Here is a 26,351-nt window from a genome sequence, read left to right as displayed (position 1 = left end):
GCTTCAGGCCGGCACGAGCTCGGTCAGCGAGCGGATGATGCGGTCGGGCTTGACATCGGTGCCTTCCGGCAGGCCGTCGCCATGGACGTCGATCCAGATCGAATAGATGCCGAGCCGCTGTGGCGCCACGATCTCCCATTCGAGATTGTCGCCGATCATCCAGGTGTCTTCGGGGCCGACGCCGAGCCGCTCCATCGCGTGCCAATAGGCGCGCTCCTCGGGTTTGCCGAAGCCGTGCTCGCCCTCGATCTGGATGTGGTCGAAGCGGTGCGCCAGCGCGAAGCGCTCGATCTTGGCGCGCTGCTGGCCGGCCTCGCCGTTGGTCACGAGCGCCAGCCGGACGCCGCGCGCCTTGAATGCGTCGATCGCCTCATGCGCGCCGGGAAAGATGAACATCTGCTCGTCGCGATAGGCGGTGAAGCGGTCGGCGATGCGGATCGCAAGCTCGGTCGGCAGCGCCGGGCCTGCGGCGGTCAACGCCGCGAAGCCGCCCTTGACCACCTCCTGGCGGGCCTGGATCAGCTTCATCCGCCATTCGGCGCCGGCGATCGACCAGAAGCTGCGCGCCGAGGAGAGGATCGCGGCCGCCACCTCCTGCGAGGTATGCGGCGCCAGCTCGTCGGCGAATTCGGTGGCGACGATGTTCCACGCGATCTCGGGCCGGCCATAGGCCGAAAGGATGGTGTCGTCCATGTCGATCAGCATGGCGCGGGGCAGGGGAGCGGTCATCTCCTGGGTACGCGGCGGCGGGGCTGAAGGTTTCAGGGCCATTTCACTTCGGGCGGCATCGAGGACAGGATCGAGTCGACATTGCCGCCGGTTTTCAGCCCAAATGTGGTGCCACGGTCATAAAGCAGGTTGAATTCGACATAGCGGCCGCGCCGGATCAACTGCTCCTCGCGGTCCGCGTCGGTCCAAGGCGCGCTGAAATTACGGCGGACCAGCTCCGGATAGACCTTCAGGAAGGCGCGGCCAACATCCTGGGTGAAGGCGAGATCGGCCTCCCAGTCGCCGGAATCGTGATGGTCGTAGAAGATGCCGCCGATGCCGCGCGGCTCCTTGCGATGGGGAAGGTAGAAGTACTCGTCGCACCAGCGCTTGTACTTGTCGTACGACGCGACCGCCGCATGCGCATCGCAGGCGCTCTTCATCGCGGCGTGGAAGGCGAGCGTATCCGGGTCTTCCTGAGTGCGGCGGCGGTCGAGCACCGGCGTCAGGTCGGCGCCGCCGCCGAACCAGGCCTTGGTGGTCACGACGAAGCGCGTGTTCATGTGCACCGCCGGCACGTGCGGCGACCACAGATGCGCGATCAGCGAGATGCCCGAGGCCCAGAACCGCGGATCCTCGGCGGCGCCCGGGATCTGGCTGCGGAATTCGGGCGCGAACTCGCCATGCACGGTGGAGCAGTGCACGCCGACCTTCTCGAACAGCCGGCCGTGCATCATGCTCATGACGCCGCCGCCGCCCGGGCCGCCGGCATGATCGGTGCGCTCCCATGGCGTGCGCACGAAGCGGCTGGCCTGACGTGGATAGAGGGCGGCTGGCGCCTCGTCCTCGAGCCGCTCGAACGCCGCGCAGATCTGGTCGCGCAGGCTCTCGAACCAGGCGCGGGTGCGGGCCTTGCGATCCTTGATGGCGGCAGTGGTCATGGCAGTTTTCCCCGGGGCGCGTTTCTTTCACCCTCCCCTGGAGGGGAGGGTGGGACCGCTCATGTCGCTACACCTGGCTACTACCATAAGCGATCAGCCCTGCGGGCCAAAATAGGTGCAGGTCTCGCGGCAGCTGTCGCGGTGGACGCTGACCTTGGTGACATGGCCGATGGAGCGGACGTGCTCATAGATGAAGCGCGACAGGTTCTCGAGCGTCGGCAGCCCGATCGCCTCGATCTTGTTCAGGAACTTGTGGTCGAGCATGGCCTGGATCTCGCTCAAGCGCTGCGTCAGCACGCCGAAATCCACCACCATGCCGGTCTCGGGATTGGTCGCATCGCCGCGCACCGTCACCTCGGCGCGGAAGGAATGGCCGTGGATTTCCTGGCTGGCTTCGCCGAGCGTCGTAATCGGCAGCGTATGCGCGGCCTCGAAGGTGAACGACTTGGTCAATTCCCACATCGTGTCAGTCACAATCCCTATCTGATGCCGATCATCTTGTGCGTCTGCAGGCTGAGCCGCCATTGCGGATGATGCTGGCAGTATTGAATCGCGCGCGCCGTGTTCGCGGCCGCGTCGGGCCCGTCCATCGGCTGCAGCGAGAAACGCTCGAAGGCGAGGCCTTCGAACCGCTCCGGCCCGGCGCCGTCCTGCGGATAGACCAGCTTCAGCTCATGGCCCTGCCGCAGCTTCAGCTCGGCGCCCGCTTTCGGGCTGACGCAGATCCAGTCGATGCCGTCGGGCGGAATGAGCGTGCCGTTGGTCTCGATCCCGACCGCGAAGCCGCGGGCGTGGAGCGCCGTGATCAGGTCGGCATCGACCTGCAGCAGCGGCTCGCCGCCGGTGAGGATCGTATAGCGGTCGGCGGCACCGCCTGTCCATTGCCCGGCAATCGCCTCGGCGAGATCGGCGCTGTCATAGCGGCCCCCGAGCGTGCCGTCGGTGCCGACGAAATCGGTGTCACAGAACCGGCACGTCGCGGTTGCGCGGTCGGCCTCGCGTCCGCTCCACAGGTTGCAGCCGGCGAAGCGGCAGAACACCGCGGCGCGCCCCGCCTGGGCGCCTTCGCCCTGCAGGGTCATGAAGATTTCCTTCACCGCGTAGCTCACCCTTCGGCTCCTTGTGCAGATTGCATTTGGACGAATTGTCCGGTCTGGCGCAGCGCCTCGCCGGCGGCCATCGCCGCCGCCATCGCCACGTTCAGCGAGCGCAGCCCGGGCTGCAGCGGAATCCGCAGCCGCGCATCGGTGACCTCCGCCACGGCCTCCGGCACGCCGGCGCTCTCGCGCCCGAGCAGCAGGATGTCGTCCGCGCCGTAGCTGAAGTCGAGATAGCAGGTCGCGGCCTTGGTCGTCAGCAGCAGCAGGCGATGGCCCGCCGCCGCCCGCCAGGCCTCGAACGCGTGCCATGAATCGTGACGCCGCCAATTCAACTGGTCCAGATAGTCCATGCCGGCGCGGCGGAACTGCCGGTCCGACACCGGAAAGCCGGCTGGCTCGATGATGTGGGCCGCGAGCCCGAGGCAGGCGCACAGCCGCAGGATCGTTCCGGTGTTCTGCGGAATGTCGGGTTGATAGAGCGCGATCTGCATGCGAATTGGTCTTAAGACTGAGGCGGAAAGTCCGCTTCCTGCGCGGGAATTGGTGCATGGCGTGCTGCAGGGCCGATAGCGGGCTTGCGCTCGTATCGCAAGGGTGCCAATAGAACGATTCTGGACGGCTTGTTCCCCAGGGGCGGTGGAGCGAGCCGTTTTCTGCCGCCGCGGGGGACGCGGGCGCCGGCAGGATCTCCCGGTCACGTGATCTCCAACGCCGAGATCCAAGACGTCGAGCGGGGCGGTTCCACCGGCTGCAACGAAGAAAGGGTTGGAATCGTGACAGCGTCTACTGCGGATCATCCGACACGCCGGGATTTTCTTTTCGTCGCCACGGGCGCGACCGCAGCGGTCGGTGGTGTGGCCGCCCTGTGGCCCTTCATCTCCCAGATGAATCCCGATGCCTCGACCATCGCGGCCGGCGCGCCGATCGAGGTCGACCTCTCTCCGGTCGCCGAAGGTCAGGACATCAAGGTGTTCTGGCGCGGCAAGCCGATCTACATCTCCCACCGCACCAAGAAGCAGGTCGAGGAGGTCCGTAAGGTTCCCGTGTCGAGCCTGATCGATCCGGCGACCGACCAGTCGCGCACCAAGGACGGCCACGAGCAGTGGCTGGTCGTGATCGGCATCTGCACCCATCTCGGCTGCATCCCGATCGCCCATGAAGGCAACTACGACGGCTTCTTCTGCCCGTGCCACGGCTCCCAGTACGATGCTTCCGGCCGCGTGCGCCAGGGGCCGGCGCCGCTCAACCTTCCCGTCCCGCCCTATCAGTTCGTTTCCGACACCAAGATCCAGATCGGCTGAGCGGACGTTCGTCTTCAGCTCACGCTCGATCGTGCAAGATAATTTCTTCAGGAACGCATCATGAGTGGACCTTCTGACTACCAGCCGAGCCACCCCGCCTTGAAGTGGCTCGAGCAAAGACTTCCGATCATCGGCCTGGTCCACTCGTCCTTCGTTGCCTATCCGACGCCGCGGAACCTGAACTATTGGTGGACGTTCGGCGCCATCCTCTCGATGATGCTGGGTGTCCAGATCGTCACCGGCGTCATCCTGGCGATGCACTACACGCCGCATGCCGACCTGGCCTTCAAGTCGGTCGAGCTGATCGTGCGCGACGTGAACTACGGCTGGCTGCTGCGCAACATGCATGCCTGCGGCGCGTCGATGTTCTTCCTCGCCGTCTACATCCACATGTTCCGCGGCCTCTATTACGGGTCATACAAGGCGCCGCGCGAGGTGCTCTGGATCCTCGGCGTCATCATCTATCTCTTGATGATGGCGACGGGCTTCATGGGCTACGTGCTGCCGTGGGGTCAGATGAGCTTCTGGGGCGCCACCGTCATCACCAATTTGTTCTCGGCCGTGCCGTATTTCGGCGAGAGCATCGTGACGCTGCTGTGGGGCGGCTATTCGGTCGGCAACCCGACCCTGAACCGCTTTTTCGCGCTTCACTATCTGCTGCCGTTCCTGATCGCCGGCGTGGTCGTGCTGCACGTCTGGGCGCTGCACGTCGCCGGCCAGAACAACCCGGCCGGCGTCGAGCCGAAGACCGAGAAGGACATGGTGCCGTTCACGCCCTACGCCACCATCAAGGACTTCTTCGGCGCCACCTGCTTCCTGATCTTCTATTCCTGGTTCATCTTCTACATGCCGAACTATCTCGGCGAGGCCGACAACTACATCCCGGCCAACCCGGCGGTGACGCCGGCGCACATCGTGCCCGAATGGTACTACCTGCCGTTCTACGCCATCCTGCGCTCGATCCCGAACAAGCTCGCCGGCGTCGTGGCGATGTTCGCGGCGATCATCGTGCTGGTGTTCCTGCCCTGGCTCGACTCGGCCAAGACCCGCTCCAACAAGTACCGTCCGCTCGGCAAGCAGTTCTTCTGGATCTTCGTCGTCGTCTGCATCGGCCTGGGCTATCTCGGCGCGCAGCCGCCGGAGGGCGTTTATGTCGTGCTCGGCCGCATCCTGACGGTGCTGTATTTCGCCTACTTCCTGATCGTGCTGCCGCTGCTCGCGCGCATCGAGCGGCCGCGCCCGCTGCCGAACTCGATCGCTGACGACGTGCTGGCCAAGTCCGGCCGCAAGGCGGCGCCGATGGTCTCGACCGTGATCGCGCTGGTCGCCGCGGTGTCGCTGCTCGCCGGCAGCATGGGCGACGCCCGTGCCAGCGAAGGCCAGGAGAACCCGCCGTCGGCGAGCTGGTCGTTCGCCGGTCCGTTCGGTACCTTCGATCGCGGCGCCGTGCAGCGCGGCCTCAAGGTCTACAAGGAAGTCTGCTCGAACTGCCATTCGCTGCAATACGTGGCGTTCCGCAACCTCGCCGAGCCCGGTGGACCCGGCTACTCGGCGGTGCAGGCCGCCGCCTTCGCGGCCGAGTACAAGATCAAGGACGGTCCCAACGACGCCGGCGACATGTTCGAGCGTCCGGGCCGGCCGGCCGACTACTTCCCGTCGCCGTTCCCGAACGAACAGGCCGCACGGGCCGCCAATGGCGGTGCGGCCCCGCCGGACCTGTCGCTGATGGCCAAGGCGCGCTCATACAAGCGCGGCTTCCCCTGGTTCCTGATCGACTTCTTCACCCAGTTCCAGGAGCAGGGCCCGAACTACATCAACGCGCTGCTGCAGGGCTATGAAGAAACCCCGCCGCACGGCGTCACCATCCCGGAGGGCTCGTACTACAACAAGTACTTCCCCGGGCATGCGATCAAGATGCCGCCGCCGCTGTCCGACGGCCAGGTGACGTTCGACGACGGCTCGCCGGCCACCGTGAAGCAGTATGCCCACGACGTCGCGACCTTCCTGATGTGGACCGCCGAGCCGCACATGGAAGCGCGCAAGCGCCTCGGCTACCAGGTGTTCATCTTCCTGATCATCTTCGCCGGCCTGATGTACTTCACCAAGAAGCGGGTCTGGGCCGCCGCGCATTGAGCGGTGTGCGGACCATCACGGCATGAGATTGAAAAAGCCCCTTCGGGGGCTTTTTTGCTTTTGGCCGGTCTGGCCGTCGCGCCATTGGCGAGGCACGGCAGAGGAGGGGACGCATGACTTCATCGTTGGCCTTCGCAGGCGCCGCCGTGCTCGAAATCGGCGGCTGCTTCGCGTTCTGGGCCTAGCTGCGGCTCGGCCAGTCGCCGCTATGGCTGCTGCCGGGGCTGGCCGCGCTTGCCGGCTTTGCCTATCTGCTGACCCTGGCCGACAGCCCGCTCGCCGGCCGCGCCTATGCCGCCTATGGCGGCATCGATATCACCGCGGCGCTGCTGTGGGGCTGGCTGGTCGAGGGCCATCGCCCGGATATCCGGGATCGTCGCGGCGCCGGTTGTGGTCCCGGATGTCGCTGCGCTCATCCGGGCTACGGGAGTCACGTTGAAACGAACCCGATTGCTCCCGTCGCGCCGGACACGGATTTGCGGTAAACCGCGCTCCTGAGCATCCCAATCAGAAAATGCGGAGGAACACATGGGCACACTCATCAGCTTCAAGCGCCCCGACGGCCAGGAGGCCAAGGGCTATCTCGCCAAGGCCGCGCAGGCCGATGCGCCGGGCGTCGTCGTCATCCAGGAATGGTGGGGCCTGCAGGACCAGATCAAGGGGATGTGCGATCGTTTCGCGCTCGCCGGCTTCAACGCGCTGGCGCCCGATCTCTACAAGGGCACGGTGGTGCCCTATCACGACACGGATGCGGCGGGCCGGGAGATGAACTCGCTCGACTTCATGGACGCGACCACGCAGACCGTGCGCGGGGCCGCGCAATATCTGGCGCGCAACGGCGCCAAGGTCGGCCTCACCGGCTTCTGCCTCGGTGGCGCGGTGACGATCATCGGCGCGACCAAGATCGACGAGCTCGCCGCCGGCGTCGTGTTCTATGGCATTCCGCCGGAGCAGGCGGCGAAGCCGGCCGACGTCAAGATCCCGCTGCAGGCCCACTTTGCCAACAAGGATGACTGGTGCACGCCGGCGCTGGTGGACGGCTTCGAGAAGGCGATGAAGGCCGCCGGCAAGTCGCTCGAGCTCTATCGCTACGATGCCGAGCATGCCTTCGTGAACGAGCAGCGCATGACCGTGCACGATCGCAGAGCCGCCGAGCTCGCCTGGGGCCGAGCCACGGCGTTCTTCCACAAGCACCTCGGCTGAGCCGAGAGGGCCGGCGTGTCGGTCCTCAACCGTGCCGCGCGGACTCAAACCGCGCGGGCGGTCTTGGTCTCGGCCGACGGCTGTTCGGCCTCATCGAGAGCCGAAGCGTCGTTTGCAGGATCCAAGGGATCGGCGCTGGTCACCGCGTCGGCGGGGCGTCGCCGACGCTTCGTCCGCTTCGCCTGCGCTTCGAGGAAGCAATCGAGCAGCGTCGGCTGCTTCGGGAGCGCATGCGACACTGAAGGCTGTTTGCCGCGGGCCATGTTAACCAAGGTAATTCAATATGGTTAACCAATCATTGCCACACTATTGCAGCTAGACAACAGTGTTGCCCTCGCGCACAGCCAAGTTATGTAACTTTTTTGGGGGTTGCGACAATCATTGGTCGATAAGTGAAGCATTCTGCACGCGCGCAACATGAGGTTGTGGAGGGGGCTCACAGCCGCCGGCTGCAGCTTTTCGCCGCTTGCCGCCGTACGCTTCCGCGAATCACCGGGATTTTGTGGGGATCTGAGCATTGATCATGTTCGCAGCGCGTCGCTTCGTTCGATGGTCGAATTCGCCGTGTCTCGCCGTCGGTTGCGTCGCCGAAACAATCTGAGGTAGCATTCTCCGGTCCCTCTGCTGATGGAGAAAGCCGTGCGTGTGGCCTTTGCGCTGGCTGGGCTGGGCGGCTTGAACGCCCATGGCGCCGGCTTCCTCGACACCGCCCGCGCCTGGGGCGTCACGCCGGATCTCGTCACCGCGACGTCCGGCCAGATCCTGGTGCTGTCGGCGTGGCTTCAGGGTCTCGATCTGCGCAACGAGCTGATGTCCTCCGACCGCCTCAGAGATCCGGCGTCGCAGCTGCGCACAGTGCTGTTCGGCTATCCCGGCGTGTTTCGTCCCGCCTATGCCGAGGCGCTGGCGCGATTCGTCTCCTGGCCGGATTGGCGCGACGGCCCGTTCAACGCCCTCGCGGACCGGCTGTGGCCGGCGCAGCAATATGTCCCGGTGCGCAGCGAGGCTGACTTCGCGCACGCGGCGGAGACGCTCAATGCCACGCCGATCGGCGTCGTGTTCAACACCTATGATCCTGAGGCGGGCACGGGCTATCTCTATGGCAACGAGGCGGCGCGGGCGCTGCTGCCGGCGGAGAAGTCGGTTCCCAACGCCCATGCCGTCAAGGCGCGGCAATCGGCGGCCAAGCGCGATCTGCGCTACGCCTCCGAGGTGCTGGCCGAGCGCGCCATCCGCCCGATCACGCCAGAGGCGGTCAAGGCTGCGCTGTGGCTGTCGCTCTACGGCTTCACCAAGCTGCCGCAGGGACAGATGGACGGCGCCTATCACCGCGCCAGCATCATCTCCGAGCTGCACGGCTTCGACCGCATCTTCGCCGTCCGCCCGCTCGCCCAGGGGTGGCAGGGCCAGGCGCCCGCCAACTGGTTCGAGGTGCAGGACTGGACCACTGAGATGTGGTTCTCGGTCGGCTACAAGGCCGAGGTCGACGCGCTCAAGCGCATCAACGATCTGATCGCGGGCGGCGTGATCACCGATCCGAAATACAAGACCGTGGAGCTGGTGGAGATCCAGCCGGAGACGCCGACCGGCTATTTCAACTACTTCGTCGAGCGCGGCGAGGTGTATGAGAATGCCGTGGTGGCGACGGAGATGAAGTTCGCTGAGCTCGGGCTGGTGAAGCCGGGGACGTGAGGCGGCATCGTGCGTCAGCCGACGAGGAATAGGGGTGCAGGCCAGTCGATGTCCGGCTCGATCCTTCATGTCGTCTTCAACATGTCCGCGGCGGCCACGTTGCGGGCTGCGCTCCAGCAAGCTGGTCGCGATGAGCGCGTCATTGGTCTTGCCGACAGCCTGAGCTTCGGCCCGATCGCTCCGCCCGATCCGGCGCTGCGAACCGCCTGGGTGGACCAGGAATTGGAAGTCTCCGGTTGGGACGAAGTCGGCGGCCAAGCGATAGCGTTCTGGGATGAGGCGCTCTCACACCACTCCCGGCGGATCGCCTGGCTCACGCGGCGGTCGACCCAGGAATATGCCGGCTTCCTCGAACTCCTGTGGCGGCTTGGCGATGAGCCGATCGAGATCGTCGATTTCACCGACGCTGTCGTGAGGGCAGGGGACAATGGCGCACCCAACCCGCACCAGGTGTTCAGCCTGGGCGAGCTGAAGTCCTCCATCATTAGCGATAATCAACTCTGGAGTTTTCGGCAGGATCTGACATCGGACATACGCGATGCCTGTCGCGGCCAATGGGCACGCCTCAGGGCGGAGAATGCGCCTTTCCGGATTCTCCGCGATGGCGAGCTCGTCTCAGCCCCGATCACGCACTTCGATCCCCTGCTGCTGTCCTGCGCCACCGCAGAATGGAAGAAGACTGCGAGGATCATCGGGGAGGCGCTCTGCGAGACCTGTACCGACGGGATGCAGACAGGGGATCTGCAGTTGTTCGCACGTGTCCGCGCGCTCGTCGCAGCAGCCCGCTTGGAGTATCGTGGCGATTTGCTTCATATGCATCGCAGCGAGTTGCGGCTGCCGGCTGGCGCGACAGCGACAGCCTGAAGGACATCCGCACGGTGGGACAGCCTGCCCTGACGCTGCATGCCGGTCCATCCGCGTGCCCCGCTGCCCACCCTCCCCTGGAGGGGGAGGGTCGCTCGCACGCGAAGCGTGCGAGCGGGGTGGGGTGAAGCCACGGGCGACGGTCCATGCGGAGAGATCACCCCACCCCGCCTCACGTTTCGCTTCGCTCTCCGTGAGACGACCCTCCCCCTCCAGGGCTACGGGATTCCCGGTTTTATGCTTTGGGTTGCAAGTAGATAGCCTTCAAGCATTGCAGCGAGACGATCCCAGCCGTCTCGCATTGTCTTTGGCCCTGGTGGTTTACCGTAGCAATTCCAGCCGCCGAGGCGTGCCGCGATCCATGCGACGAACGCGAGGGAATCGGGAGGATGTGGGTTCTGCTGCCGCGCGGTCTTGCCTTCGAGCGTTTTTGATAGGTGCCCCAGAGCTGGTCTGAAGGCCGGGTCGATCACGTCGCTCATGGGACGGGGACTGCCGTCTCTGGCGTCGACAAGCTGGATGGTCCGGATAGCGCCAGCAAGCCCGATCGCCGCGAGATTGAACATGCGATCGGCATCGATGACCTGACTGTCGTCGAGAGCCAAGCCATCGCTCTTGAGAGCACGGAAGACCTGTTCGATGCGCCAGCGCAATCGATAGAGTTGCACGATCTGTTCGGCATCTGCCGCGCTGGCAACGGAATGGGTCGTGAGCAGATGCCACAACAACGGTGTTTTGCCGGCGGGCGCATCGATCTCACGCGCCTGAATCAAAGTCATTTCGGTGGCATCGCAGGCCTCTGATCGTTTCAGGCTCTGTGGCCGGGCAAGAGACACGCTTCCGGCGCGAAGCTCGACGGTCGCCCCGCGCCCTTTATCGCCGGGGCCGCGCGGCGCCACCTTGACGAGGCTTGTTTTCAGCACCTTCGTCTCGGCAAGCGCTGCAAACAGCATTTTGCCATCGGACAGGCAGCGATCTTGCGCAGCACGCACGATCAGATCGAGCCCTTCCGGCTTACGCGTAAACAACGGGTAGATGTCGCTTTCGCGATCGGCGACCATCGTGACGCTGGCCGCCTCCGATAAGACGCCGGCAGCCGCCTGACAGCCATACAGCCAGCGTATCGACTCCTTATCCTCGATCGCTCGCTTGCGGCGAGCCGGAACTCGTCCGGCTGAGCGCGTCCAGATTTCCGCGTCGACAAGTCCCAACACCGCCTCGCTCTCGACGTCGAGGGCAATCACGGGATGGATGAAGAAGCCGGGTGTTTTTCCGTCCCCGCCAGGACCGAAGCCGCGCCGCTTCTTGTCACGGCCGGAGAAATTGATCTCGCTCGTGTCCTGGATCGCCAGAATACGCCGTCCCACGCATTGAGCCGCAGTCCGAGCCGCCAGCGTCTCGACGATCCGATCGACCGAGACGTGGTGCGAGGACAGAAATCGGTGAATGGCCTTCTCGCCGGCTCGCGTCTCCCCCAACTTCCGCAAGACCAGCGTGCCTGCTGTCGCCACCCGTTCGATCAGCCAGTCAGCCCGCTCCGCAACTCGAATATCGCCAAATGACATTCAAAGCTCTCCACCGAACCGGTCGAAAACTTTGAATCACATCCAGAAATCGCTTGGAATCGCTTTCGGGCATCCCGTAGCCCTCCAGGGGAGGGTGGCAGTCGGGCCGGCACTTCGCGCGGTGCTCGAAAGCCGAGGGTTCTGAGCGGGAATGATAAGCATGCCACCTCCGCCAACCCCGACTGTGGCCCCGCCGCCCTTGACCCCGGCCGTCCCGCGTGGTCAGTTCCGCGCCATGAGCACCGTTGTCCGCCCAGCCCGTCTCTGGTGGCGCACCTTGTAAAAGGTGGCCGGTGCGATTTGTCTGACATCCAATCGCTTAGGGGCCGCCACGCAGCGGCGGCTTCCGGTTGGTCCTGTGTGGCGTTTCCTCGGTAAATTCCGTAAGAGGACCCCATGAACAGGACCGTTTTCGCCCTTCCGGCCCGCAGCGACTACCGCACCCATGGCGGGCTCGCGATCACGCGCGCCGTCGAGCAGTTCTCCGGCAATGCCAGCCGGCTCGACGATCTGATCGACCTGCTCGACCGCCGCCGCGGCGTGGTGCTGTCCTCGGGCACGACCGTGCCCGGCCGCTACGAGAGCTTCGATCTCGGCTTTGCCGATCCGCCGCTGGTGCTGGAGACCAAGGGCACCACCTTCACCCTGCAGGCGCTGAATCGTCGCGGCGAGGTGCTGATCGCGTTCCTCAAGGACACGCTGCGCGAGCCCTGCGTGGTCATCACCGAGGCCTCGCCTGCGCGGCTCGCCGGGCACATCGTCCGCGGGCCTGCCCCGGTCGAGGAGGACCAGCGCACCCGCCGCGCCAGCGTGATGTCGCTGGTGCGGGCGATGATCGCTGTGCTGTCGGCCAATGACGATCCGCTGCTCGGCCTGTTCGGCGCCTTCGCCTATGACCTCGTGTTCCAGATCGAGGACCTCTTGCAGAAGCGGCCGCGCGAGAAGGACCAGCGCGACATCGTGCTCTACGTGCCGGATCGCCTGCTGGCCTATGACCGCGCCACCGGCCGCGGCGTGGTGCTGTCGTATGATTTTTCCTGGAATGGCCAGTCGACATCAGGCCTGCCGCGCGACACCGACGCCAGCGTCTATCTCAAGGAGCCGCGCCAGGGTTTTGCCGATCACGCGCCCGGCGAGTACCAGGCGACGGTCGAGAAGGCCCGCGCGGCGTTTGCCCGCGGCGACCTGTTCGAGGCGGTGCCCGGCCAACTGTTTGCCGAGCCCTGTGAGCGCTCGCCGGCGGAAGTGTTCCAGCGGCTCTGCCGGATCAATCCGTCGCCCTATGGGGCGCTGATGAATCTCGGCGACGGCGAGTTTCTGGTGTCGGCGTCACCCGAGATGTTCGTCCGCTCCGATGGCCGCCGCGTCGAGACCTGTCCGATCTCCGGCACCATCGCCCGCGGTCGCGACGCCATCGGTGATGCCGAGCAGATCCGCCAGCTCCTGAACTCGGAGAAGGACGAGTTCGAGCTCAACATGTGCACCGACGTCGACCGCAACGACAAGGCGCGCATCTGCGTCCCCGGCACCATCAAGGTGCTCGCGCGCCGGCAGATCGAGACCTACTCCAAGCTGTTCCACACCGTCGATCACGTCGAGGGCATGCTGCGGCCGGGCTTCGACGCGCTCGACGCATTCCTGACGCACGCCTGGGCGGTCACCGTGACCGGTGCGCCGAAGCTGTGGGCGATGCAGTTCGTCGAGGACAATGAGCGCTCGCCGCGGCGCTGGTATGCCGGCGCCATCGGCGCGGTGAATTTCGACGGCTCGATCAACACCGGCCTCACCATCCGCACCATCCGCATGAAGGACGGGCTCGCCGAGGTCCGCGTCGGCGCGACCTGCCTGTTCGATTCCGACCCCGCGGCCGAGGATCGCGAGTGCCAGGTCAAGGCGGCGGCCCTCTTCCAGGCGCTGCGCGGCGATCCGCCGAAGCCGCTGTCCTCGACCGCGCCGGACGCCACCGGCTCCGGCAAGAACGTGCTCTTGATCGACCACGACGATTCGTTCGTGCACATGCTGGCGGACTATTTCCGCCAGGTCGGCGCCAACGTCACCGTGGTGCGTTACGTCCATGCCTTGAAGATGCTGGCCGAGCGCAGCTGGGATCTCATCGTGCTGTCGCCCGGACCGGGCCGCCCCGAGGACTTCAAGATCTCGACGACGATCGATGCGGCGCTCGCGAAGAAGCTGCCGATCTTCGGCGTGTGCCTCGGCGTGCAGGCGATGGGCGAATATTTTGGCGGTCAGCTCGGCCAGCTCGCCCAACCGGCGCATGGCAGGCCGTCGCGGGTCCAGGTGCGCGGCGGACGCCTGATGCAGGGGTTGCCGAACGAGATCGTCATCGGCCGCTACCATTCGCTGTTCGTCGAGCGCGACAGCATGCCGGAGGTCCTGACCGTCACCGCAGCGACCGAGGATGGCGTGGCGATGGCGATCGAGCACAAGACGCTGCCGGTCGGCGGCGTGCAGTTCCACCCGGAGTCGCTGATGTCGCTCGGCGATGCCGTGGGTTTGAGGATCGTGGAGAATGCGTTCCGGCTCAATCAGCCGGGGTGAAAGGTGGTTGCCGTCATCGCGAGGAGCGTGAGCGACGAAGCGATTCAGAGTTGTTTTCGCGATCCTGAATTGCTTCCGCCTTCGCCCGAGTGGGCTTCGGCGGACACGTCGCTTCGCTCGCAATGACGGCACATAAACAGAGTGGATGAGAGCACGATGACGTTCGATCTGGACATCAAGAACACGGTCCGCACCATTCCGGACTATCCGAAGCCGGGCATCCTGTTCCGGGATATCACGACGCTGCTGGCGGACGCGCGCGCGTTCCGTCGCGCGGTGGACGAGCTGGTGCATCCCTGGGCCGGCTCCAAGATCGACAAGGTCGCCGGCATCGAGGCGCGCGGCTTCATCCTCGGTGGCGCGGTGGCGCATCAGCTCTCGGCCGGCTTCGTGCCGATCCGCAAGAAGGGCAAGCTGCCGCACAAGACGGTCAGCATGTCCTATGCGCTGGAATACGGCACCGACGAGATGGAGATGCATGTCGACGCGGTCGAGCCCGGCGAGCGCGTGATCCTGGTCGACGACCTCATCGCCACCGGCGGCACGGCCGAGGGGGCGGTGAAGCTGCTCCGCCAGATCGGCGCCACGGTGGTGGCGGCCTGCTTCATCATCGACCTGCCGGATCTCGGCGGCGCCGCCAAGCTGCGCGCGCTCGACGTGCCCGTGCGCACGCTGATCTCCTTCGAGGGGCACTGAGGAACGCGCGGCGGCGTCAGGACCGCTGCATCAGGAGCTCGTTCTCGATCTCGCGCAGCGCATAGTAGTTGCGCCGGATCCATTGATAGAGCTCGGTGGACGGGTCCTTCTCCTGGCGCAGATAGCCGGTAAAGGAGAACGAGAAGCGCTCGATATAGGTCCTCAGGAACGCGGGCAGGGCGGCAATGCGCAGATGCTTGCCGCGGCTGTAGAGGTCGGGGAGCTCCTCGCGCAGGACGTGGTCGTTTTCGACCACGATCAGCTGAGGTCGCGGGATCTGTCGCCGCAGGGCGTCGTAGGCGCGCATCGACACCCGGTCGCCCTCGGCGCAGTACAGAACGATCGGGACCACGTTCCGCCGTGAGGCCTCCTTCAAAAAGCCGATCTCCTCGGACATCTTGAAAAACTCGTCGAACGAGTAGTAGCCGAGGTCGATCACCTTGGCGATGCCGTCGTTGAGGATGACGCGATCCATCAATTGGATCTTGCCGTAGGTGTCCTCGATCGTCGCGGTCTCCGTGATCTGCGGCAGGAAGTCGAGCAGCGACGGCTCGCGCAAGGTGACGTCGAAGGCGAGCACCTGGCCGTTCTTGAGCAGCAGGAACTCGCTCAGCACCCGCGCAAGCAGCGTCTTCCCGGACTGCGGCCGGGGCGAGCAGACGATGTAGACGGGCGTTGCGGGCATCAGACCTATATCAGGTCAAATGCGGTTGCGATAAAGTCCCATCCTTCACGGGGCTGCTATTTTTCCCCGGCCGGCCGCGGCGCCGCCGCCTTGGTCGAACCGACGATGTCGGTCAGCTTGATGCGGTCGTACTCGCTCCAGACATTGGCGAGCCAATGCCGGACATAGCCGCGCAGCACGAAGGAGTAGTTGGCGGCCTCGTCGCGCGGACCCTTGTTGGCGACGAACTTCAGGAACGGCACCGAGGCGACCTCGACCTGCTCGAACGCCATCTCGTTGAGCTTGGGGATGGTCAGCTCGGTCGCATCCTTGATGCGGTGGAAGTAGGAATTGTAGGTCGACTGGTCCCACTCGAAGAAGCTGGTGTTGTTGATGAAGTTCTTCACCAGGAAGTACTTCGCGCCGATCATGTAGCTTGCCGTCTCCGCGATCTCGTCCAGCGAGGCGATCGACGAGCCCAGGATGTGGAACACCGCGAAGGTGATCTGGCCGGAGCGGGCGGCGTCGAGGAAGCCGATGTCGCGCAGCGCCGCGAGCGTCGGCGACATCAGGCCGGCGCGGACGTCGATCACGGTCACCGAGGGCGCCACCGCGCTCAAGGTGTCGAAGATCTTCATCTGGTCCGGCGTCGAATTCATGTCGACGATCTCGGTGATCTCGGGGTGGAAGCGCTTCAGGGTGCCGCGCGGATGCTCGGTGTCGAACGCCCGGGTCGGGACGTTGTTGGCGCTGAAATAATCGAGCAACGTCCGTGACACCGTGGTCTTGCCGACCCCGCCCTTGTCCGCACCCACCACAACCACTGCCGGTTTCGCCATGGAAAGTCCTTCAGCCCTGAGGCCGGCCAGGGGGCCGGCGCTTTGCATTCTGCTTTGGGCGCGAACATGGCAGAAACGCTGGAGAATTCAAATTCATTGCAGCACGGGACCGGGGAAATTTGCGCCTTCGCTGCAACAGATCGGCGCAATCGGACCCGTTCCAGCCGAAACGTCCGGTTCGCGCCGAAGCACTTGAGAGCGAATGCCGGGACGATTGCGCGCTGCGCGCGATCGGGGCTCGAACAGCGCCGCAGCGGCTGGTCCTAATGCCGGCCCCATGGGCCTGCAGCAGGTGTTGTCCAGGGGCCTTCCGGGGCGGCTTGCCCGCTGCCGGGCGACTTACCCCCTCCATCGGCATCGCCCCACGGGCCGGCCGGGGGCAGCGGCGGTGGCGCAGTGCCGTCGGCTGGCTCGTCACCGGTATCGGTATCTCTCCCGTCGGACGGCAGCGCCAGCGGGCCCGGATCATGGCCGCCGGCGAACTTGATCAGCGCCTGGACGCGGGAGTCGACCGAGGGATGGGTGGCGAACAAATCGGCAAAGCCCTCGCGCGGATTGTCGACGCACAATTCCATCACCGCCGAGGTGGCGCCGGGCAGTTCGCCCCGCCCTTCGATCTTGCGCAGGGCGCTGATCATGGCGTCCGGATTCTTGGTCAGCTCGACCGACCCGGCATCGGCAAGGTATTCGCGGGTGCGCGACAGCGCCAGCTTGACCACCTGGGACAGCAGCCAGGCCACCACGATCAGCACCACCGCGATGATCACGACGATGATGGCCCCGCCGCCGGAGCCCTTGCGGTCGGAGTCGGACGAGGAGGAGGACGACGACGATCGGCCCCAGCCGCCGCCCCAGCTCATGTTGGTGAACAAGCGGAAGAACAATTCACCGAAGAAGCCGACCACCCCGGCGATGATCACGGCCACGACCATCAGCTGCACGTCGCCGTTGCGGATATGGGTGAGCTCGTGGCCGAGCACCGCCTCGATCTCCTGGTCATCGAGTGCGTTCAGAAGACCGCTCGTGACGGTGACGGCGTATTGCCGCGGATTCAGGCCGGTGGCGAAGGCGTTCAGCGCCGGGCTGTCCATGACCTTCAGCTGCGGCATGGTGATGCCGCGCGAGATGCAGAGATTCTCGAGCAGATTGTAGAGCCGCGGCTGTTCCTGGCGGGTCACGGCCGTCCCGCCGGTCACGGCGTCGATCATCTTCTGATGGAAAAAATAGGCGATGACGATCCAGGCCGCGGCGCCGATCGTGGCCCAGGGCAACGCCTTGATCAGGTCGCGCGTAGCGGCCTGCATGTAATAGGCGACGCTGCCATTGCCGTTGATCATGACCTCGGCGATCAGCGCGCCGGCGAACACCAGCACGTAGATCAACAGGAACAGGCCGCCGAGCAGCAGCACCGAACGGGTCTTGTTCGATGCGATGTGGGTGTAGAGACCATAGGCGGCCATGGCGTCGGGCCCTTCAGCGCGGAGGGCGCGGGATCAGAACTTGACGCTGGGCGCGGCCTCGACCTCGGTCCGGCTGGCGCCGAGATCGAAGAATTCCTTGCGGGTGAAGCCGAAGGTGCCGGCGAACAGCGCCGCCGGCATCTGCTGGATGCCGGTATTGTATTCCTGCACCGCGTTGTTGAAGAAGCGGCGGCTGGCGGCGATCTTGTTCTCGATGTCGGAGAGCTCGCCGGCGAGCTGCTGGAAGTTGGCGTTGGCCTTGAGGTCCGGATAGGCCTCGGACAGTGCGATCAGGCGGCCGAGCGCGCCGGAGAGCTGGCCTTCGGCGGCCGAGACCTGAGCCGGGCCCTGCGCCGACATCGCCGCATTGCGGGCCTTGATGACCTCGTCGAGGGTGCCGCGCTCATGCGCGGCGTAGCCCTTCACGGTCTCGACCAGGTTCGGAATCAGGTCGTGGCGCAGCTTGAGCTGGACGTCGATGTCGGCAAAGGCCTGGCCGACCCGCTGGCTGAGGGCGACCAGCCGGTTGTAGGCGCCAAGGGCGAACAGTACGAGGATGACGATGATGCCGAGGACGATCCAGCCGGACATGACGGGCTCCGAGGGAGAGGGCAGGAGGACGAGGCGGCCGCCACGCGACGGCGCCGCCGGTCCGCAGGTGGACCGGCGTGCATTGGTCGCACTAGGGGGGATGCCCGTTCAAGTCGCTTGAGGCTGACTGGTCCGTTCGATGGGCGCCCAGGCGACCGAATGGGCGCCGGAGGCAGTGATGCGCAGGGCTCAATAGGGACGGGCGACCCGCCATTGCTGCGTGGGATCGTTGCCCTTGATATCGCCCGGGGCGCTGTCGAGCTGCGAGGTGTAGAGCGGCCGGTAGCGGTAGGCCCACATCTTCTTGCCGTCGCTGCGGGTGATGACGGTGAAGTCGCCGCTGGCGGTCGCGTTGTCGGGTGCGATCAGCGGCGGCCGCTTCTCGGCACAGGCACCGTCGCAGGTCGATTTGTTCCCGGTGTTGTCGCGCTCGGTGTAGTACAGCGTCATCCCCTTGGGATCGACCAGGACGGGGCCGTTCTTGCCGACGATGGCCTTGGCCGGCGGGCCTTCCTGCTTCGGCGGGGGCGGTGCCGAGGATCCACCACCGTGGCTGTTTGCCAGGGCCGTTCCTGCCGAAGCCAGCAGTGCGGCGGTGATCATCATCGTCCTGTACATCGAAACGCGTTCCCTTGTGAGCAGCGCCTTCAGCGCCTGTTGCAGCTCACCGTAGCAAGCGCGGATTTCTCGCCGGTTTCGCGAAATCGCGAAAATGAGAGACGAATACGACCCACCGTTAACCATGGGGCGCCGGCCGAGGTATCTACGAACCTGGCGGCTCCACGCCGTCACCCCAGTCCCAGCGCCGCGCGGCGGCAAAGGCGGGCTTGTCGCGGCGGGGGATGCTGACGACCCTGGCGGCACCATCCGCCTGGCACAGCTTCGCGGTTGCCCCGACCTTGGTGACCGCCGGCGGCGCCAGCACGCGTGCGGCGGGCCGATGCGTCGCGGGCTTGCGGGTGAGGGCAATGAAGCTGAACTTCTCGTCCTCGAACGGAACGTCCGCGCCCTTGAGCTCGCGATGCGCCCGCGAGCGCGCCAGCCGCTGGGCGAAATGGCACCAATCCGGTGCGATCAGTGGACACGCCGCGGCGTGCGGGCAGGGGGCGGCGATGTGGGCTCCGGACGCGATCAGGCGGTCGCGCGCCGCGATGATGCGCTGATAGCCGGCGGGCGTGCCGGGTTCGACGATCAGGAGCGTATCGCCGGTCCTCGTCCACAGCGCATCAATGATGCCCGGGCGTTCGGCGTCGCTCAGTTCGCCGATCATGTAGCTGGCGATGACGAGATCGGCGCCCGTGCTGCGCTCGAGCAGCGCTCGCGCCGAGCCCAGCGCGTAGTCGAGGTCGCGGATGCGTGTCGCGTCGCCAGCGAGCGCCAGCGCGAGCGTGCGCAAGGCGGGATTGGAATCGATGGCGGCGAAAGACGCCAGCGACGGGAATGCGTCCGCCGCAGCGAAGCTTGCGGTGCCCGGACCGGCGCCGACATCGAGCAGCGAGGCCGGGGCGAAGTCCGGGCTCGCCTGCATCACGGCATTCAGGCTGGCCACCACCGCTGCATACGTCGCCGGCATCCGCACGACGGCATAGGCGATCGCGTCGGCTTCGCTCGTGATCGTCCCCGAATTGCCGCCGCTGCGATAGGAATCCGAGATGCGGGCCGCGCGGGCGGCGGCCTCCTGCCGCGACTGCCCGTGCAGCCTGGCTTCGAGGGATGCCTTCAGCGCTGCGGGCAGATCAGGAGAGATCATCGGTCCTCTCCGCGCGTCAGTCCGGGCGCCGCGCTTGCGGCGATCCGGAATGACGGAGCAAGATCACGCCACCTGCTGGTCGAGGATCTTCACGGCCTCGTCGAGTGCGACCGACACCAGCTGCGACACGCCGCGCTCGGCCATGGTGACGCCGAACAGCCGGTTCATGCGCGCCATGGTGATCGGGTTGTGCGTGATGATGATGAAGCGGGTCTCGGTCGAGCCCTTCATCTCATGCAGCAGGTTGCAGAAGCGTTCGACGTTGTGGTCGTCGAGCGGCGCGTCGACCTCGTCCAGCACGCAGATCGGCGAGGGGTTGGTGAGGAACACCGCGAAGATCAGCGCCATCGCCGTCAGCGCCTGCTCGCCGCCCGACAGCAGCGACAGCGTTTGCGGCTTCTTGCCCGGCGGCTTGGCGATGATCTCGAGGCCGGCCTCGAGCGGATCGTCGCTCTCGATCAGATGCAGCGCGGCCTCGCCGCCGCCGAACAGCTCGGTGAACAGACGCTTGAAGTGGTCGTTGACGGTCTCGAACGAGGCCTGCAGCCGCTCGCGCGCCTCCTTGTTGAGGCTCTGGATGCCCTGGCGCAGCCGCTTGATGGCCTCGACCAGGTCGTCGCGCTCGGTGGTCAGCGCGGTGTGCGAGCCCTCGACCTCGGTGAGCTCCTCCTCGGCGCGCAGATTGACGGCGCCGAGCCGCTCGCGGTCGCGCCGCAGCTTCTCCAGGGTCTCTTCGATCTCGTGCAGCGGCGGCAGTTGCGTGTCCGGGCCGATCTCGGCCATGGCCGCGACCGCCTGCGGCTCGCATTCGAGCATGTCGTGGATCTCGCGCTCGACGTCGCCGACGCGGCGCTTGGCGCTTTCGAGTCGCTCCTCGGCGCGGGCCGCGGCCTCGCGCGACTTCGACAGCGCTTCCAGCGACGCCTTGGCGGCACGGTCGGTGTCGCCCATCGCGGTCTCGGCCTCGGCCAGCGCGTCGGCGGCGACCTGGCGCTCGCCTTCGGCGATGGCGAGCTCGTCGATCAGCGCGCTGCGCTTCTCGGCAAAGATCTCCGGCGCGTTTTCGAGCTCGGCGCGTTCGTCCTTCACCTCGGCGATGCGGGCCTCGATGGTGGCGATCTGCGAGCCGGCGCCGCGGATGCGGTTGAACCAGTCGTTGCGCTCGCTGATGATCGCCTGCACGCGGCGGTCGGCGAGCTCGGCCTCGCGGGCGAGCGCTTGCGCCTCGGCGCGGACCTGCGCAGCGGCCCGCCGCTTGGTTTCGATGTCGGCCCGCACGGCTGCGAGCCGGCCGTCGGCTTCGGTGGTCGCCGGCAGCTCCTCGATCGCCTCCAGCGCATTCTGGTGCAGCTCGGCGATCTCGGCGCGGTCATGGGCGAGGCGGGTCGAGGCTTCGACCAGCGCCGATTTGCGCGCCGAATGGCGGTTGATCTCGCGCTCGGCATTGGCGTGGCGCTCACGCGCGGAGTTCACCTCGCGCTGGGCGGCGCGCCAGGCTTCGCGCGCGGCGCTCTCGGCGGCGGTCGCGGCCCTCACCTCGGCCTCGGCGCTCTCGAGCGCCTGGCGCTTGTTCGTCGCATCGATGCGCGCCTGCTCCAGCTCGGCCTCGATGTCGATCAGGCGGGCGCGCTCGGCCAGACGCCGCGCCGCGCCGGTCGGCGCATGGGCCGCGGCGATGAAGCCATCCCAGCGCCAGACGTCGCCTTCCGACGACACCAGCCGCTGGCCGGTCTTGAGCTGCGACACCAGCTGGGCGCCGCGATCACGCGACACCACGCCGATCTGCGCCAGACGGCGCGACAGCTCCGGCGGTGCCTGGACATAGGCCGCGAGCGGCTCGACGCCATCCGGCAGCGCGGGGTCGATGACCTCGGCGCCGGCCACGGTCCAATGCATCGGCGCGGACGCGTCGACCGGCGCATCAAGGTCGTCGCCGAGCACGGCGCCGAGCGCCTTCTCATAGCCCTTGGCGACCGTGACGCCATCGATGATCGGCGGCCACAGATTCTTGGTCTCGCTGTTGACCATCTTGGAGATGGTGCGGGCCTCGGTCTCGAGCCGCTGCGCGCGCTTCTCGGCCTCGGCGAGCGGGGCGCGCGAGGCTTCGAGCTTCTGCCGTGCATTGGCCTGCGCCGACTCGTTGGTCTGCACCGCGGCCTCGGCCTGCGCCTCAGCCTCCTCGGCCGCTTCGAGCGAGGCGGCGAGCGTGTCGAGATCGCCGAGATGGGCGGTCTCCTGCGCCAGCCGCTCCTCGTCGGCGCGGACATTGGCGATGTCCTGGTCGAGGCGGGCGAGCCGGTCCCGGTGGCTGCGGACGTTGGCTTCGAGCTGGTTGCGGCGGGCGGTGAGGTCCGCAAGCTGCGTCGTCAGCTCGGTGAACTGGCGCTCGGTCTCGGCAAGCAGCGCCTCGGCCTCGGCGACGCGCTCGTCGACGCCACTGCGCATCTCGACGCGCGCCTTGATCTCTTCCTTCAGCTCCGCGTCTTCGGTTTCCAGCCGCTGCAGCGCGACCTGGGCATCCTGGTTCTGCTGCTGCTCGCGGGCGACGTCGGCGGTGAGCTGCATCAGGCGGCGATCGAGCTCGCCTGCGCGCTCCTTGGCGCGCAGCTCCTCGCGGTCGAGCAGGTCGCGGGCGTTCTTCAGCCGCTGCATCGTCGCCGCGGCGCGGGCCTCGGCTTCGCGCAGCGCCGGCAGATGCGAGGCGCGGATGGCCTGGATGCGGGCCGACTCGGCCTGCTCGCGGGTCCGCTCGGCCATCTCGCGCACGGCGACGTCATGCACATGGGCGGCGTCGTTGAGATCGGCATGCGCGCCCATCCAGCGCATATGATAGAGCGTGGCTTCCGCCTTGCGCACCTTGGCCGCGACCTCGCGGTAGCGGATCGCCTGCCGCGCCTGCTTGCGCAGGCCTTCCATCTGGCCGGAGAGCTGGCCGATGACGTCCTCGACGCGCAGCAGATTGGTCTCGGCCGCCTTCAATCGCAGCTCGGCCTCGTGGCGGCGCGCGTGCAGGCCGGCGACGCCGGCGGCGTCTTCGAGCACGCGGCGGCGCTGCTCAGGTTTCGCTTGAATGATTTCGCCGATCTTGCCCTGGTGGACCAGCGCCGGCGAACGCGCGCCGGTGGCGGCGTCGGCGAACAGGATCTGCACGTCGCGGGCGCGCACGTCGCGGCCGTTGATGCGATAGACCGAGCCGGCCTCGCGCTCGATGCGACGCGAGATCTCGAGAATGTCGCGATCGTTCACGGCGGCTGGCGCGGTGCGATCGCTGTTGTCGATCGTCATCACCACTTCGGCGTGGTTGCGCGACGGACGCGTGTTCGAGCCGGAGAAGATCACCGCGTCCATGTCGGCGGCGCGCAGCGATTTGTGCGAGGTCTCGCCCATCGCCCAGCGCAGCGCTTCGACCAGATTCGACTTGCCGCAGCCATTCGGACCGACGACGCCGGTGAGGCCGGGTTCGATCACGAAGTCAGTCGGTTCGACGAACGTCTTGAAACCGTGAAGACGAAGACGGGTGAGTTTCATGCACAGATTCTCTGTTGGCGGGAGACGAATCTCCCAGCCCCGACAATACCATGGAAGGCAATGTCAATGTGGACTGAGTCGCCCTGGCGCCCCATTCTGAGGGCGGGACAATGGCGAGGGCCGGTCCCCAGGGCAACCCGCCGGCCCTGCTTTTCCAAGGCTTTCTCGTGGCGAACGGCCCACGCCACAGAAGCGGCCCCATTGAGGGGCCGCGCTGTGTCTCTGAGGACTCAGTGATTCGAATCAGCTCTTCAGAAGCGGGTTGATCTTCTTCTGAAACTCCTCGATCGAAGTCTCGCCCTTGATCTTCTCGCCGTTGATGAAGAAGGTCGGCGTCGAATCGACTTTCAGAATGTCGCTCGCGTATTTCTGGTCGGCGGCGATCTTGTCGAGCAGCGCCTGGTCCTTCAGGCAGGCCTCGACCTGCTGCTGGCTGAGGCCGGCCTGCTTGCCGATCCGCGTCAGCGTCTCGGTCGTGTTCTTCACCACCCAGTCGTTCTGCGAGCGGAACAGCATGTCGGTGACCGCAAAATACTTCTGCGCATCGCCATTGGCGATGCAGCGCGTCAGCATCGAGCCGGCGGCGGCTTTGATGTCGAGCGGGAACTCGCGGAAGATGTAGCGCACCTTGCCGGTATCGATGTATTCGGCCTTCAGCTTCGGGAACACGGTCGCGTTGAACGCGGCGCAATGCGGGCAGGTCATCGAGGCATATTCGGTGATGGTGACGGCGGCGTCGGCCGGCCCGATCGCCATGTCCGGCAGCGACACCGGCTTGGCGACATCGGTGGCGCTCTGGGCCATGGCGTCCGAGATCAGCCGCAGCGGGGACAGGCCCGCCAGAGCGGCGAGGCCGGTCAGCGACAAGGCTGCGGTGAAGGCGCGGCGGGTGATGATCAAGGCTCTGCTCCGGAATGGGCGCATCTCGCGCCTGAAACACTCGTAACTCGGCTTTTCGCTAGCTTGAAACCCAGCTTGAGGCAATGCCGGGCCGCAAACCGGGATCAAACGGGAAGCGTCAATTTCGCTTGATGGCGGCGCCCAGGCGGGCCAGGGCGTCGCGCAGGGCGTCGTCCTCGATGGCGGTCAGGGTCTGCGCGACTTTCGCCACCGTGTTCGGATCGGGCGGCACCGGGCGGCGCTTCACCGGGGGGCGCAACAGCGGCCCCTGGCGCAGCGCCAGCTTGCCCACCGCGTGCCAACCGAAGAAGCGATTGACCCGCTCCAGGATCACGTCCGACGAATGCTGGATCTCCAGCGCCATCGGCCCCTCGACGCGCAGGATCAAGGTCGCCGGCTCCTGCGGCTGGCCCTCGACCGGCCGCGGCCATTGCATCTTCAGCGGCTGGGCATGGTCGGCGATGTCGCGGCCGGCGATCTCCGGCCAGCGCGTGACCAGCTCGCGCGCGGCAAACCCCTGCTTGGCATAGGCGGCCGACAGCACGTCGCCCATCATGAGCGACAATGGCTTTGCGGTGAGGCGGCCGGGCTTTGCCATCGATGCAGGCTTCTCATGGTCTGCCGCCCGTCCGAGCCGCCGGGGCTCGAAGAAAGCCGTGGATGCCGCAGACGAGACTGCGGTCCAGCGGGCGACGATGGCTCCTGACGTACTAGATTAAGCCAATGGTGTCATCAGCCCTTCCTTCCAAGCGCAAGAGCCGATCAGAGAATCGCGCCTCCGCCGAGCGTCCCGTGCAACTGCTCGCCTGGTACGACCGCCACCAGCGGCGGCTGCCGTGGCGCGCGCCGGCCGGGCAGCGCTCCGATCCCTATCGCGTCTGGCTGTCCGAGATCATGCTGCAGCAGACCACGGTGAAAGCCGTCGGGCCATATTTCGAGAAGTTCCTGTCGCGTTGGCCTGATGTCACCGCGCTCGGCGGCGCCGAGCTCGACGACGTGCTCAGGATGTGGGCCGGCCTCGGCTATTATTCGCGGGCGCGCAACCTGCATGCCTGCGCCGTCGCCGTGCTGCGCGAGCATGGCGGCGCGTTCCCGGACACCGAGGAGGGGCTGCGCGCGCTGCCCGGCGTCGGTCCGTACACCGCGGCCGCCATCGCCGCGATCGCGTTCGATCGGCTGACCATGCCGGTCGACGGCAACATCGAGCGCGTGGTGTCGCGGCTGTTCGCGGTGGAGGAGGCCTTGCCGCAGGCCAAGCCGCAGATCCAGGCGCTCGCGGCGACCCTGCTCGGGCCGTCCCGCGCCGGCGACAGCGCGCAAGCGCTGATGGATCTCGGCGCCACCATCTGCACGCCGAAGAAGCCGGCCTGCTCGCTGTGTCCCTTGAGCGAGGACTGCGCCGCACGCGAGCGCGGCGACCAGGACACGTTCCCGCGCAAGGCCGCCAAGAAGACCGGCACGCTCCGGCGCGGCGCCGCCTTCGTCGTCACCAGGGGCGACGAGCTGCTGGTGCGCTCCCGCCCCGCAAAGGGCCTGCTCGGCGGCATGACCGAGGTTCCCGGCTCGGAATGGCTCGCCGGCCAGGACGATGCCGACGCGCTCGCCCAGGCGCCCGAGCTGGCCGGCGTAAAGCGCTGGCACCGCAAGCTCGGCGTCGTCACCCACGTCTTCACCCATTTCCCGCTGGAACTCGTGGTCTACACGGCGCGTGTGCCCGCCCGGACGCGCGCGCCGGACGGCATGCGCTGGGTCCCGATCGCCACGCTCGACGGCGAGGCGCTGCCCAACGTGATGCGCAAGGTCGTGGCGCATGGTCTCGGCCAGTGAGGCTGCGCGTTTGAAAGAGCGGACTCGTTT

Annotated in this window: 25 protein-coding genes; 9 read left to right on the top strand and 16 right to left on the bottom strand. The window is 66.5% G+C overall.

All coding sequences use genetic code 11. The features are described from left to right. Positions 1 to 3 precede the first annotated feature (3 nt). The 5 genes from QW868_RS15555 to QW868_RS15535 all read right to left on the bottom strand — a co-directional run bounded on the left by QW868_RS15555 (position 4) and on the right by QW868_RS15535 (position 3,240). The gene (locus QW868_RS15555) at positions 4 to 729 is read right to left on the bottom strand and encodes an HAD family hydrolase (RefSeq protein ID WP_316160523.1); all 726 of its coding nucleotides are present in this window, start codon (positions 727 to 729) and stop codon (positions 4 to 6) included. A 32-nt stretch (positions 730 to 761) separates the two neighbouring features. Then, positions 762 to 1,649 (bottom strand): oxygen-dependent coproporphyrinogen oxidase, encoded by an 888-nt coding sequence (hemF, locus tag QW868_RS15550; protein WP_316230877.1) that lies wholly within the window; start codon positions 1,647 to 1,649, stop codon positions 762 to 764. Between the two features lie 93 nt (positions 1,650 to 1,742). Continuing rightward, the gene (locus QW868_RS15545; protein WP_316230908.1) at positions 1,743 to 2,111 is read right to left on the bottom strand and encodes a 6-carboxytetrahydropterin synthase; all 369 of its coding nucleotides are present in this window, start codon (positions 2,109 to 2,111) and stop codon (positions 1,743 to 1,745) included. 17 nt (positions 2,112 to 2,128) lie between these two features. Continuing rightward, on the bottom strand, positions 2,129 to 2,758 hold the full coding sequence (queE, locus tag QW868_RS15540; RefSeq protein ID WP_315796844.1) for a 7-carboxy-7-deazaguanine synthase: 630 nt from the start codon (positions 2,756 to 2,758) through the stop codon (positions 2,129 to 2,131). Then, positions 2,755 to 3,240, bottom strand: a complete 486-nt coding sequence (locus QW868_RS15535) for a tRNA (cytidine(34)-2'-O)-methyltransferase (protein ID WP_316230876.1) — start codon at positions 3,238 to 3,240, stop codon at positions 2,755 to 2,757. Before QW868_RS15535 ends, queE begins: the two co-directional genes overlap by 4 nt. Before the next feature lie 279 nt (positions 3,241 to 3,519). On the opposite strand from QW868_RS15535, the gene petA reads away from it, so the two are divergent. The 4 genes from petA to QW868_RS15515 all read left to right on the top strand — a co-directional run bounded on the left by petA (position 3,520) and on the right by QW868_RS15515 (position 7,386). After that, the gene (petA, locus tag QW868_RS15530; protein WP_315738712.1) at positions 3,520 to 4,050 is read left to right on the top strand and encodes a ubiquinol-cytochrome c reductase iron-sulfur subunit; all 531 of its coding nucleotides are present in this window, start codon (positions 3,520 to 3,522) and stop codon (positions 4,048 to 4,050) included. 60 nt (positions 4,051 to 4,110) lie between these two features. Then, positions 4,111 to 6,183 (top strand): cytochrome c1, encoded by a 2,073-nt coding sequence (locus QW868_RS15525; protein WP_316230875.1) that lies wholly within the window; start codon positions 4,111 to 4,113, stop codon positions 6,181 to 6,183. A gap of 185 nt (positions 6,184 to 6,368) precedes the next feature. Next, positions 6,369 to 6,668 carry a YnfA family protein gene (locus QW868_RS33585; RefSeq protein WP_409999176.1) on the top strand — a complete coding sequence of 100 codons (300 nt, stop codon included), beginning with the start codon at positions 6,369 to 6,371 and terminating at the stop codon, positions 6,666 to 6,668. A 43-nt stretch (positions 6,669 to 6,711) separates the two neighbouring features. After that, on the top strand, positions 6,712 to 7,386 hold the full coding sequence (locus QW868_RS15515) for a dienelactone hydrolase family protein (RefSeq protein ID WP_315717281.1): 675 nt from the start codon (positions 6,712 to 6,714) through the stop codon (positions 7,384 to 7,386). A gap of 44 nt (positions 7,387 to 7,430) precedes the next feature. On the opposite strand, the gene QW868_RS15510 is transcribed toward QW868_RS15515, so the two are convergent. Beyond that, on the bottom strand, positions 7,431 to 7,649 hold the full coding sequence (locus QW868_RS15510; protein WP_315738343.1) for a hypothetical protein: 219 nt from the start codon (positions 7,647 to 7,649) through the stop codon (positions 7,431 to 7,433). Positions 7,650 to 8,025: 376 nt separating this feature from the next. On the opposite strand from QW868_RS15510, the gene QW868_RS15505 reads away from it, so the two are divergent. Continuing rightward, the gene (locus QW868_RS15505; protein ID WP_316230874.1) at positions 8,026 to 9,078 is read left to right on the top strand and encodes a hypothetical protein; all 1,053 of its coding nucleotides are present in this window, start codon (positions 8,026 to 8,028) and stop codon (positions 9,076 to 9,078) included. A gap of 48 nt (positions 9,079 to 9,126) precedes the next feature. Then, on the top strand, positions 9,127 to 9,942 hold the full coding sequence (locus QW868_RS15500; protein ID WP_316230873.1) for a DUF3658 domain-containing protein: 816 nt from the start codon (positions 9,127 to 9,129) through the stop codon (positions 9,940 to 9,942). Between the two features lie 218 nt (positions 9,943 to 10,160). Here QW868_RS15500 and QW868_RS15495 read toward each other — a convergent pair whose 3' ends face one another. Further along, the gene (locus QW868_RS15495; RefSeq protein WP_315798036.1) at positions 10,161 to 11,507 is read right to left on the bottom strand and encodes an IS4 family transposase; all 1,347 of its coding nucleotides are present in this window, start codon (positions 11,505 to 11,507) and stop codon (positions 10,161 to 10,163) included. A gap of 396 nt (positions 11,508 to 11,903) precedes the next feature. Between QW868_RS15495 and QW868_RS15490 the strand changes: the two genes are divergently transcribed. Both QW868_RS15490 and QW868_RS15485 read left to right on the top strand, forming a co-directional pair. Then, positions 11,904 to 14,066, top strand: a complete 2,163-nt coding sequence (locus QW868_RS15490) for an anthranilate synthase component I (protein WP_316230872.1) — start codon at positions 11,904 to 11,906, stop codon at positions 14,064 to 14,066. Between the two features lie 156 nt (positions 14,067 to 14,222). Next, positions 14,223 to 14,762 (top strand): adenine phosphoribosyltransferase, encoded by a 540-nt coding sequence (locus QW868_RS15485; RefSeq protein ID WP_315738337.1) that lies wholly within the window; start codon positions 14,223 to 14,225, stop codon positions 14,760 to 14,762. Positions 14,763 to 14,778: 16 nt separating this feature from the next. Here QW868_RS15485 and QW868_RS15480 read toward each other — a convergent pair whose 3' ends face one another. From QW868_RS15480 to QW868_RS15440, 9 genes are all read right to left on the bottom strand, one after another. After that, positions 14,779 to 15,447 (bottom strand): hypothetical protein, encoded by a 669-nt coding sequence (locus tag QW868_RS15480; protein ID WP_315738336.1) that lies wholly within the window; start codon positions 15,445 to 15,447, stop codon positions 14,779 to 14,781. 56 nt (positions 15,448 to 15,503) lie between these two features. After that, a complete protein-coding gene (locus QW868_RS15475; RefSeq protein WP_009025709.1) occupies positions 15,504 to 16,265 on the bottom strand; it encodes a hypothetical protein in 762 nt (253 codons plus the stop codon). Positions 16,266 to 16,528: 263 nt separating this feature from the next. Next, positions 16,529 to 17,725: a M48 family metallopeptidase gene (locus tag QW868_RS15470; protein ID WP_316176840.1), complete on the bottom strand. Its 1,197-nt coding sequence runs from the start codon at positions 17,723 to 17,725 to the stop codon at positions 16,529 to 16,531. Between the two features lie 33 nt (positions 17,726 to 17,758). Beyond that, a complete protein-coding gene (locus tag QW868_RS15465; protein WP_315717271.1) occupies positions 17,759 to 18,316 on the bottom strand; it encodes a LemA family protein in 558 nt (185 codons plus the stop codon). Positions 18,317 to 18,505: 189 nt separating this feature from the next. Beyond that, positions 18,506 to 18,934, bottom strand: coding sequence for a hypothetical protein (locus tag QW868_RS15460; RefSeq protein WP_316230871.1), 429 nt, complete (start codon positions 18,932 to 18,934; stop codon positions 18,506 to 18,508). Between the two features lie 145 nt (positions 18,935 to 19,079). Further along, positions 19,080 to 20,066: a small ribosomal subunit Rsm22 family protein gene (locus QW868_RS15455; RefSeq protein WP_315786785.1), complete on the bottom strand. Its 987-nt coding sequence runs from the start codon at positions 20,064 to 20,066 to the stop codon at positions 19,080 to 19,082. Positions 20,067 to 20,129: 63 nt separating this feature from the next. Next, positions 20,130 to 23,594, bottom strand: a complete 3,465-nt coding sequence (locus QW868_RS15450; protein WP_316230870.1) for a chromosome segregation SMC family protein — start codon at positions 23,592 to 23,594, stop codon at positions 20,130 to 20,132. Between the two features lie 243 nt (positions 23,595 to 23,837). Continuing rightward, positions 23,838 to 24,494 carry a DsbA family protein gene (locus QW868_RS15445; protein WP_315738330.1) on the bottom strand — a complete coding sequence of 219 codons (657 nt, stop codon included), beginning with the start codon at positions 24,492 to 24,494 and terminating at the stop codon, positions 23,838 to 23,840. Between the two features lie 118 nt (positions 24,495 to 24,612). Further along, entirely contained in the window at positions 24,613 to 25,092 is a 480-nt protein-coding gene (locus QW868_RS15440) for a DUF721 domain-containing protein (protein WP_315776155.1), read from the bottom strand. 125 nt (positions 25,093 to 25,217) lie between these two features. Here QW868_RS15440 and mutY point away from each other — a divergent pair, with 125 nt between their 5' ends. Further along, complete coding sequence (mutY, locus tag QW868_RS15435) at positions 25,218 to 26,321, top strand: A/G-specific adenine glycosylase (RefSeq protein WP_316230869.1); 1,104 nt, start codon at positions 25,218 to 25,220, stop codon at positions 26,319 to 26,321. Positions 26,322 to 26,351 lie beyond the last annotated feature (30 nt).

The sequence above is a fragment of the Bradyrhizobium sp. SZCCHNR1051 genome (genome assembly GCF_032489615.1).
Classification (GTDB): Bacteria; Pseudomonadota; Alphaproteobacteria; order Rhizobiales; family Xanthobacteraceae; genus Bradyrhizobium.
Note: the sequence above shows the minus strand (reverse complement) of the source record. Positions and strands in the feature narration are given on the sequence as shown.

Coding starts and splice junctions, on each gene's coding strand:
- QW868_RS15525 (WP_316230875.1), top strand. CDS start 4,111: ATGAGTGGACCTTCTGACTACCAGCCGAGCCACCCCGCCTTGAAGTGG.
- QW868_RS15500 (WP_316230873.1), top strand. CDS start 9,127: ATGTCCGGCTCGATCCTTCATGTCGTCTTCAACATGTCCGCGGCGGCC.
- QW868_RS15460 (WP_316230871.1), bottom strand. CDS start 18,934: ATGTACAGGACGATGATGATCACCGCCGCACTGCTGGCTTCGGCAGGA.
- QW868_RS15475 (WP_009025709.1), bottom strand. CDS start 16,265: ATGGCGAAACCGGCAGTGGTTGTGGTGGGTGCGGACAAGGGCGGGGTC.
- QW868_RS15465 (WP_315717271.1), bottom strand. CDS start 18,316: ATGTCCGGCTGGATCGTCCTCGGCATCATCGTCATCCTCGTACTGTTC.
- QW868_RS15535 (WP_316230876.1), bottom strand. CDS start 3,240: ATGCAGATCGCGCTCTATCAACCCGACATTCCGCAGAACACCGGAACG.
- QW868_RS15470 (WP_316176840.1), bottom strand. CDS start 17,725: ATGGCCGCCTATGGTCTCTACACCCACATCGCATCGAACAAGACCCGT.
- QW868_RS15555 (WP_316160523.1), bottom strand. CDS start 729: ATGACCGCTCCCCTGCCCCGCGCCATGCTGATCGACATGGACGACACC.
- QW868_RS15440 (WP_315776155.1), bottom strand. CDS start 25,092: ATGGCAAAGCCCGGCCGCCTCACCGCAAAGCCATTGTCGCTCATGATG.
- QW868_RS15490 (WP_316230872.1), top strand. CDS start 11,904: ATGAACAGGACCGTTTTCGCCCTTCCGGCCCGCAGCGACTACCGCACC.
- QW868_RS15450 (WP_316230870.1), bottom strand. CDS start 23,594: ATGAAACTCACCCGTCTTCGTCTTCACGGTTTCAAGACGTTCGTCGAA.
- QW868_RS15480 (WP_315738336.1), bottom strand. CDS start 15,447: ATGCCCGCAACGCCCGTCTACATCGTCTGCTCGCCCCGGCCGCAGTCC.
- hemF (WP_316230877.1), bottom strand. CDS start 1,649: ATGACCACTGCCGCCATCAAGGATCGCAAGGCCCGCACCCGCGCCTGG.
- QW868_RS15510 (WP_315738343.1), bottom strand. CDS start 7,649: ATGGCCCGCGGCAAACAGCCTTCAGTGTCGCATGCGCTCCCGAAGCAG.
- QW868_RS15495 (WP_315798036.1), bottom strand. CDS start 11,507: ATGTCATTTGGCGATATTCGAGTTGCGGAGCGGGCTGACTGGCTGATC.
- QW868_RS15455 (WP_315786785.1), bottom strand. CDS start 20,066: ATGATCTCTCCTGATCTGCCCGCAGCGCTGAAGGCATCCCTCGAAGCC.
- QW868_RS15515 (WP_315717281.1), top strand. CDS start 6,712: ATGGGCACACTCATCAGCTTCAAGCGCCCCGACGGCCAGGAGGCCAAG.
- QW868_RS15485 (WP_315738337.1), top strand. CDS start 14,223: ATGACGTTCGATCTGGACATCAAGAACACGGTCCGCACCATTCCGGAC.
- QW868_RS15545 (WP_316230908.1), bottom strand. CDS start 2,111: ATGTGGGAATTGACCAAGTCGTTCACCTTCGAGGCCGCGCATACGCTG.
- mutY (WP_316230869.1), top strand. CDS start 25,218: ATGGTGTCATCAGCCCTTCCTTCCAAGCGCAAGAGCCGATCAGAGAAT.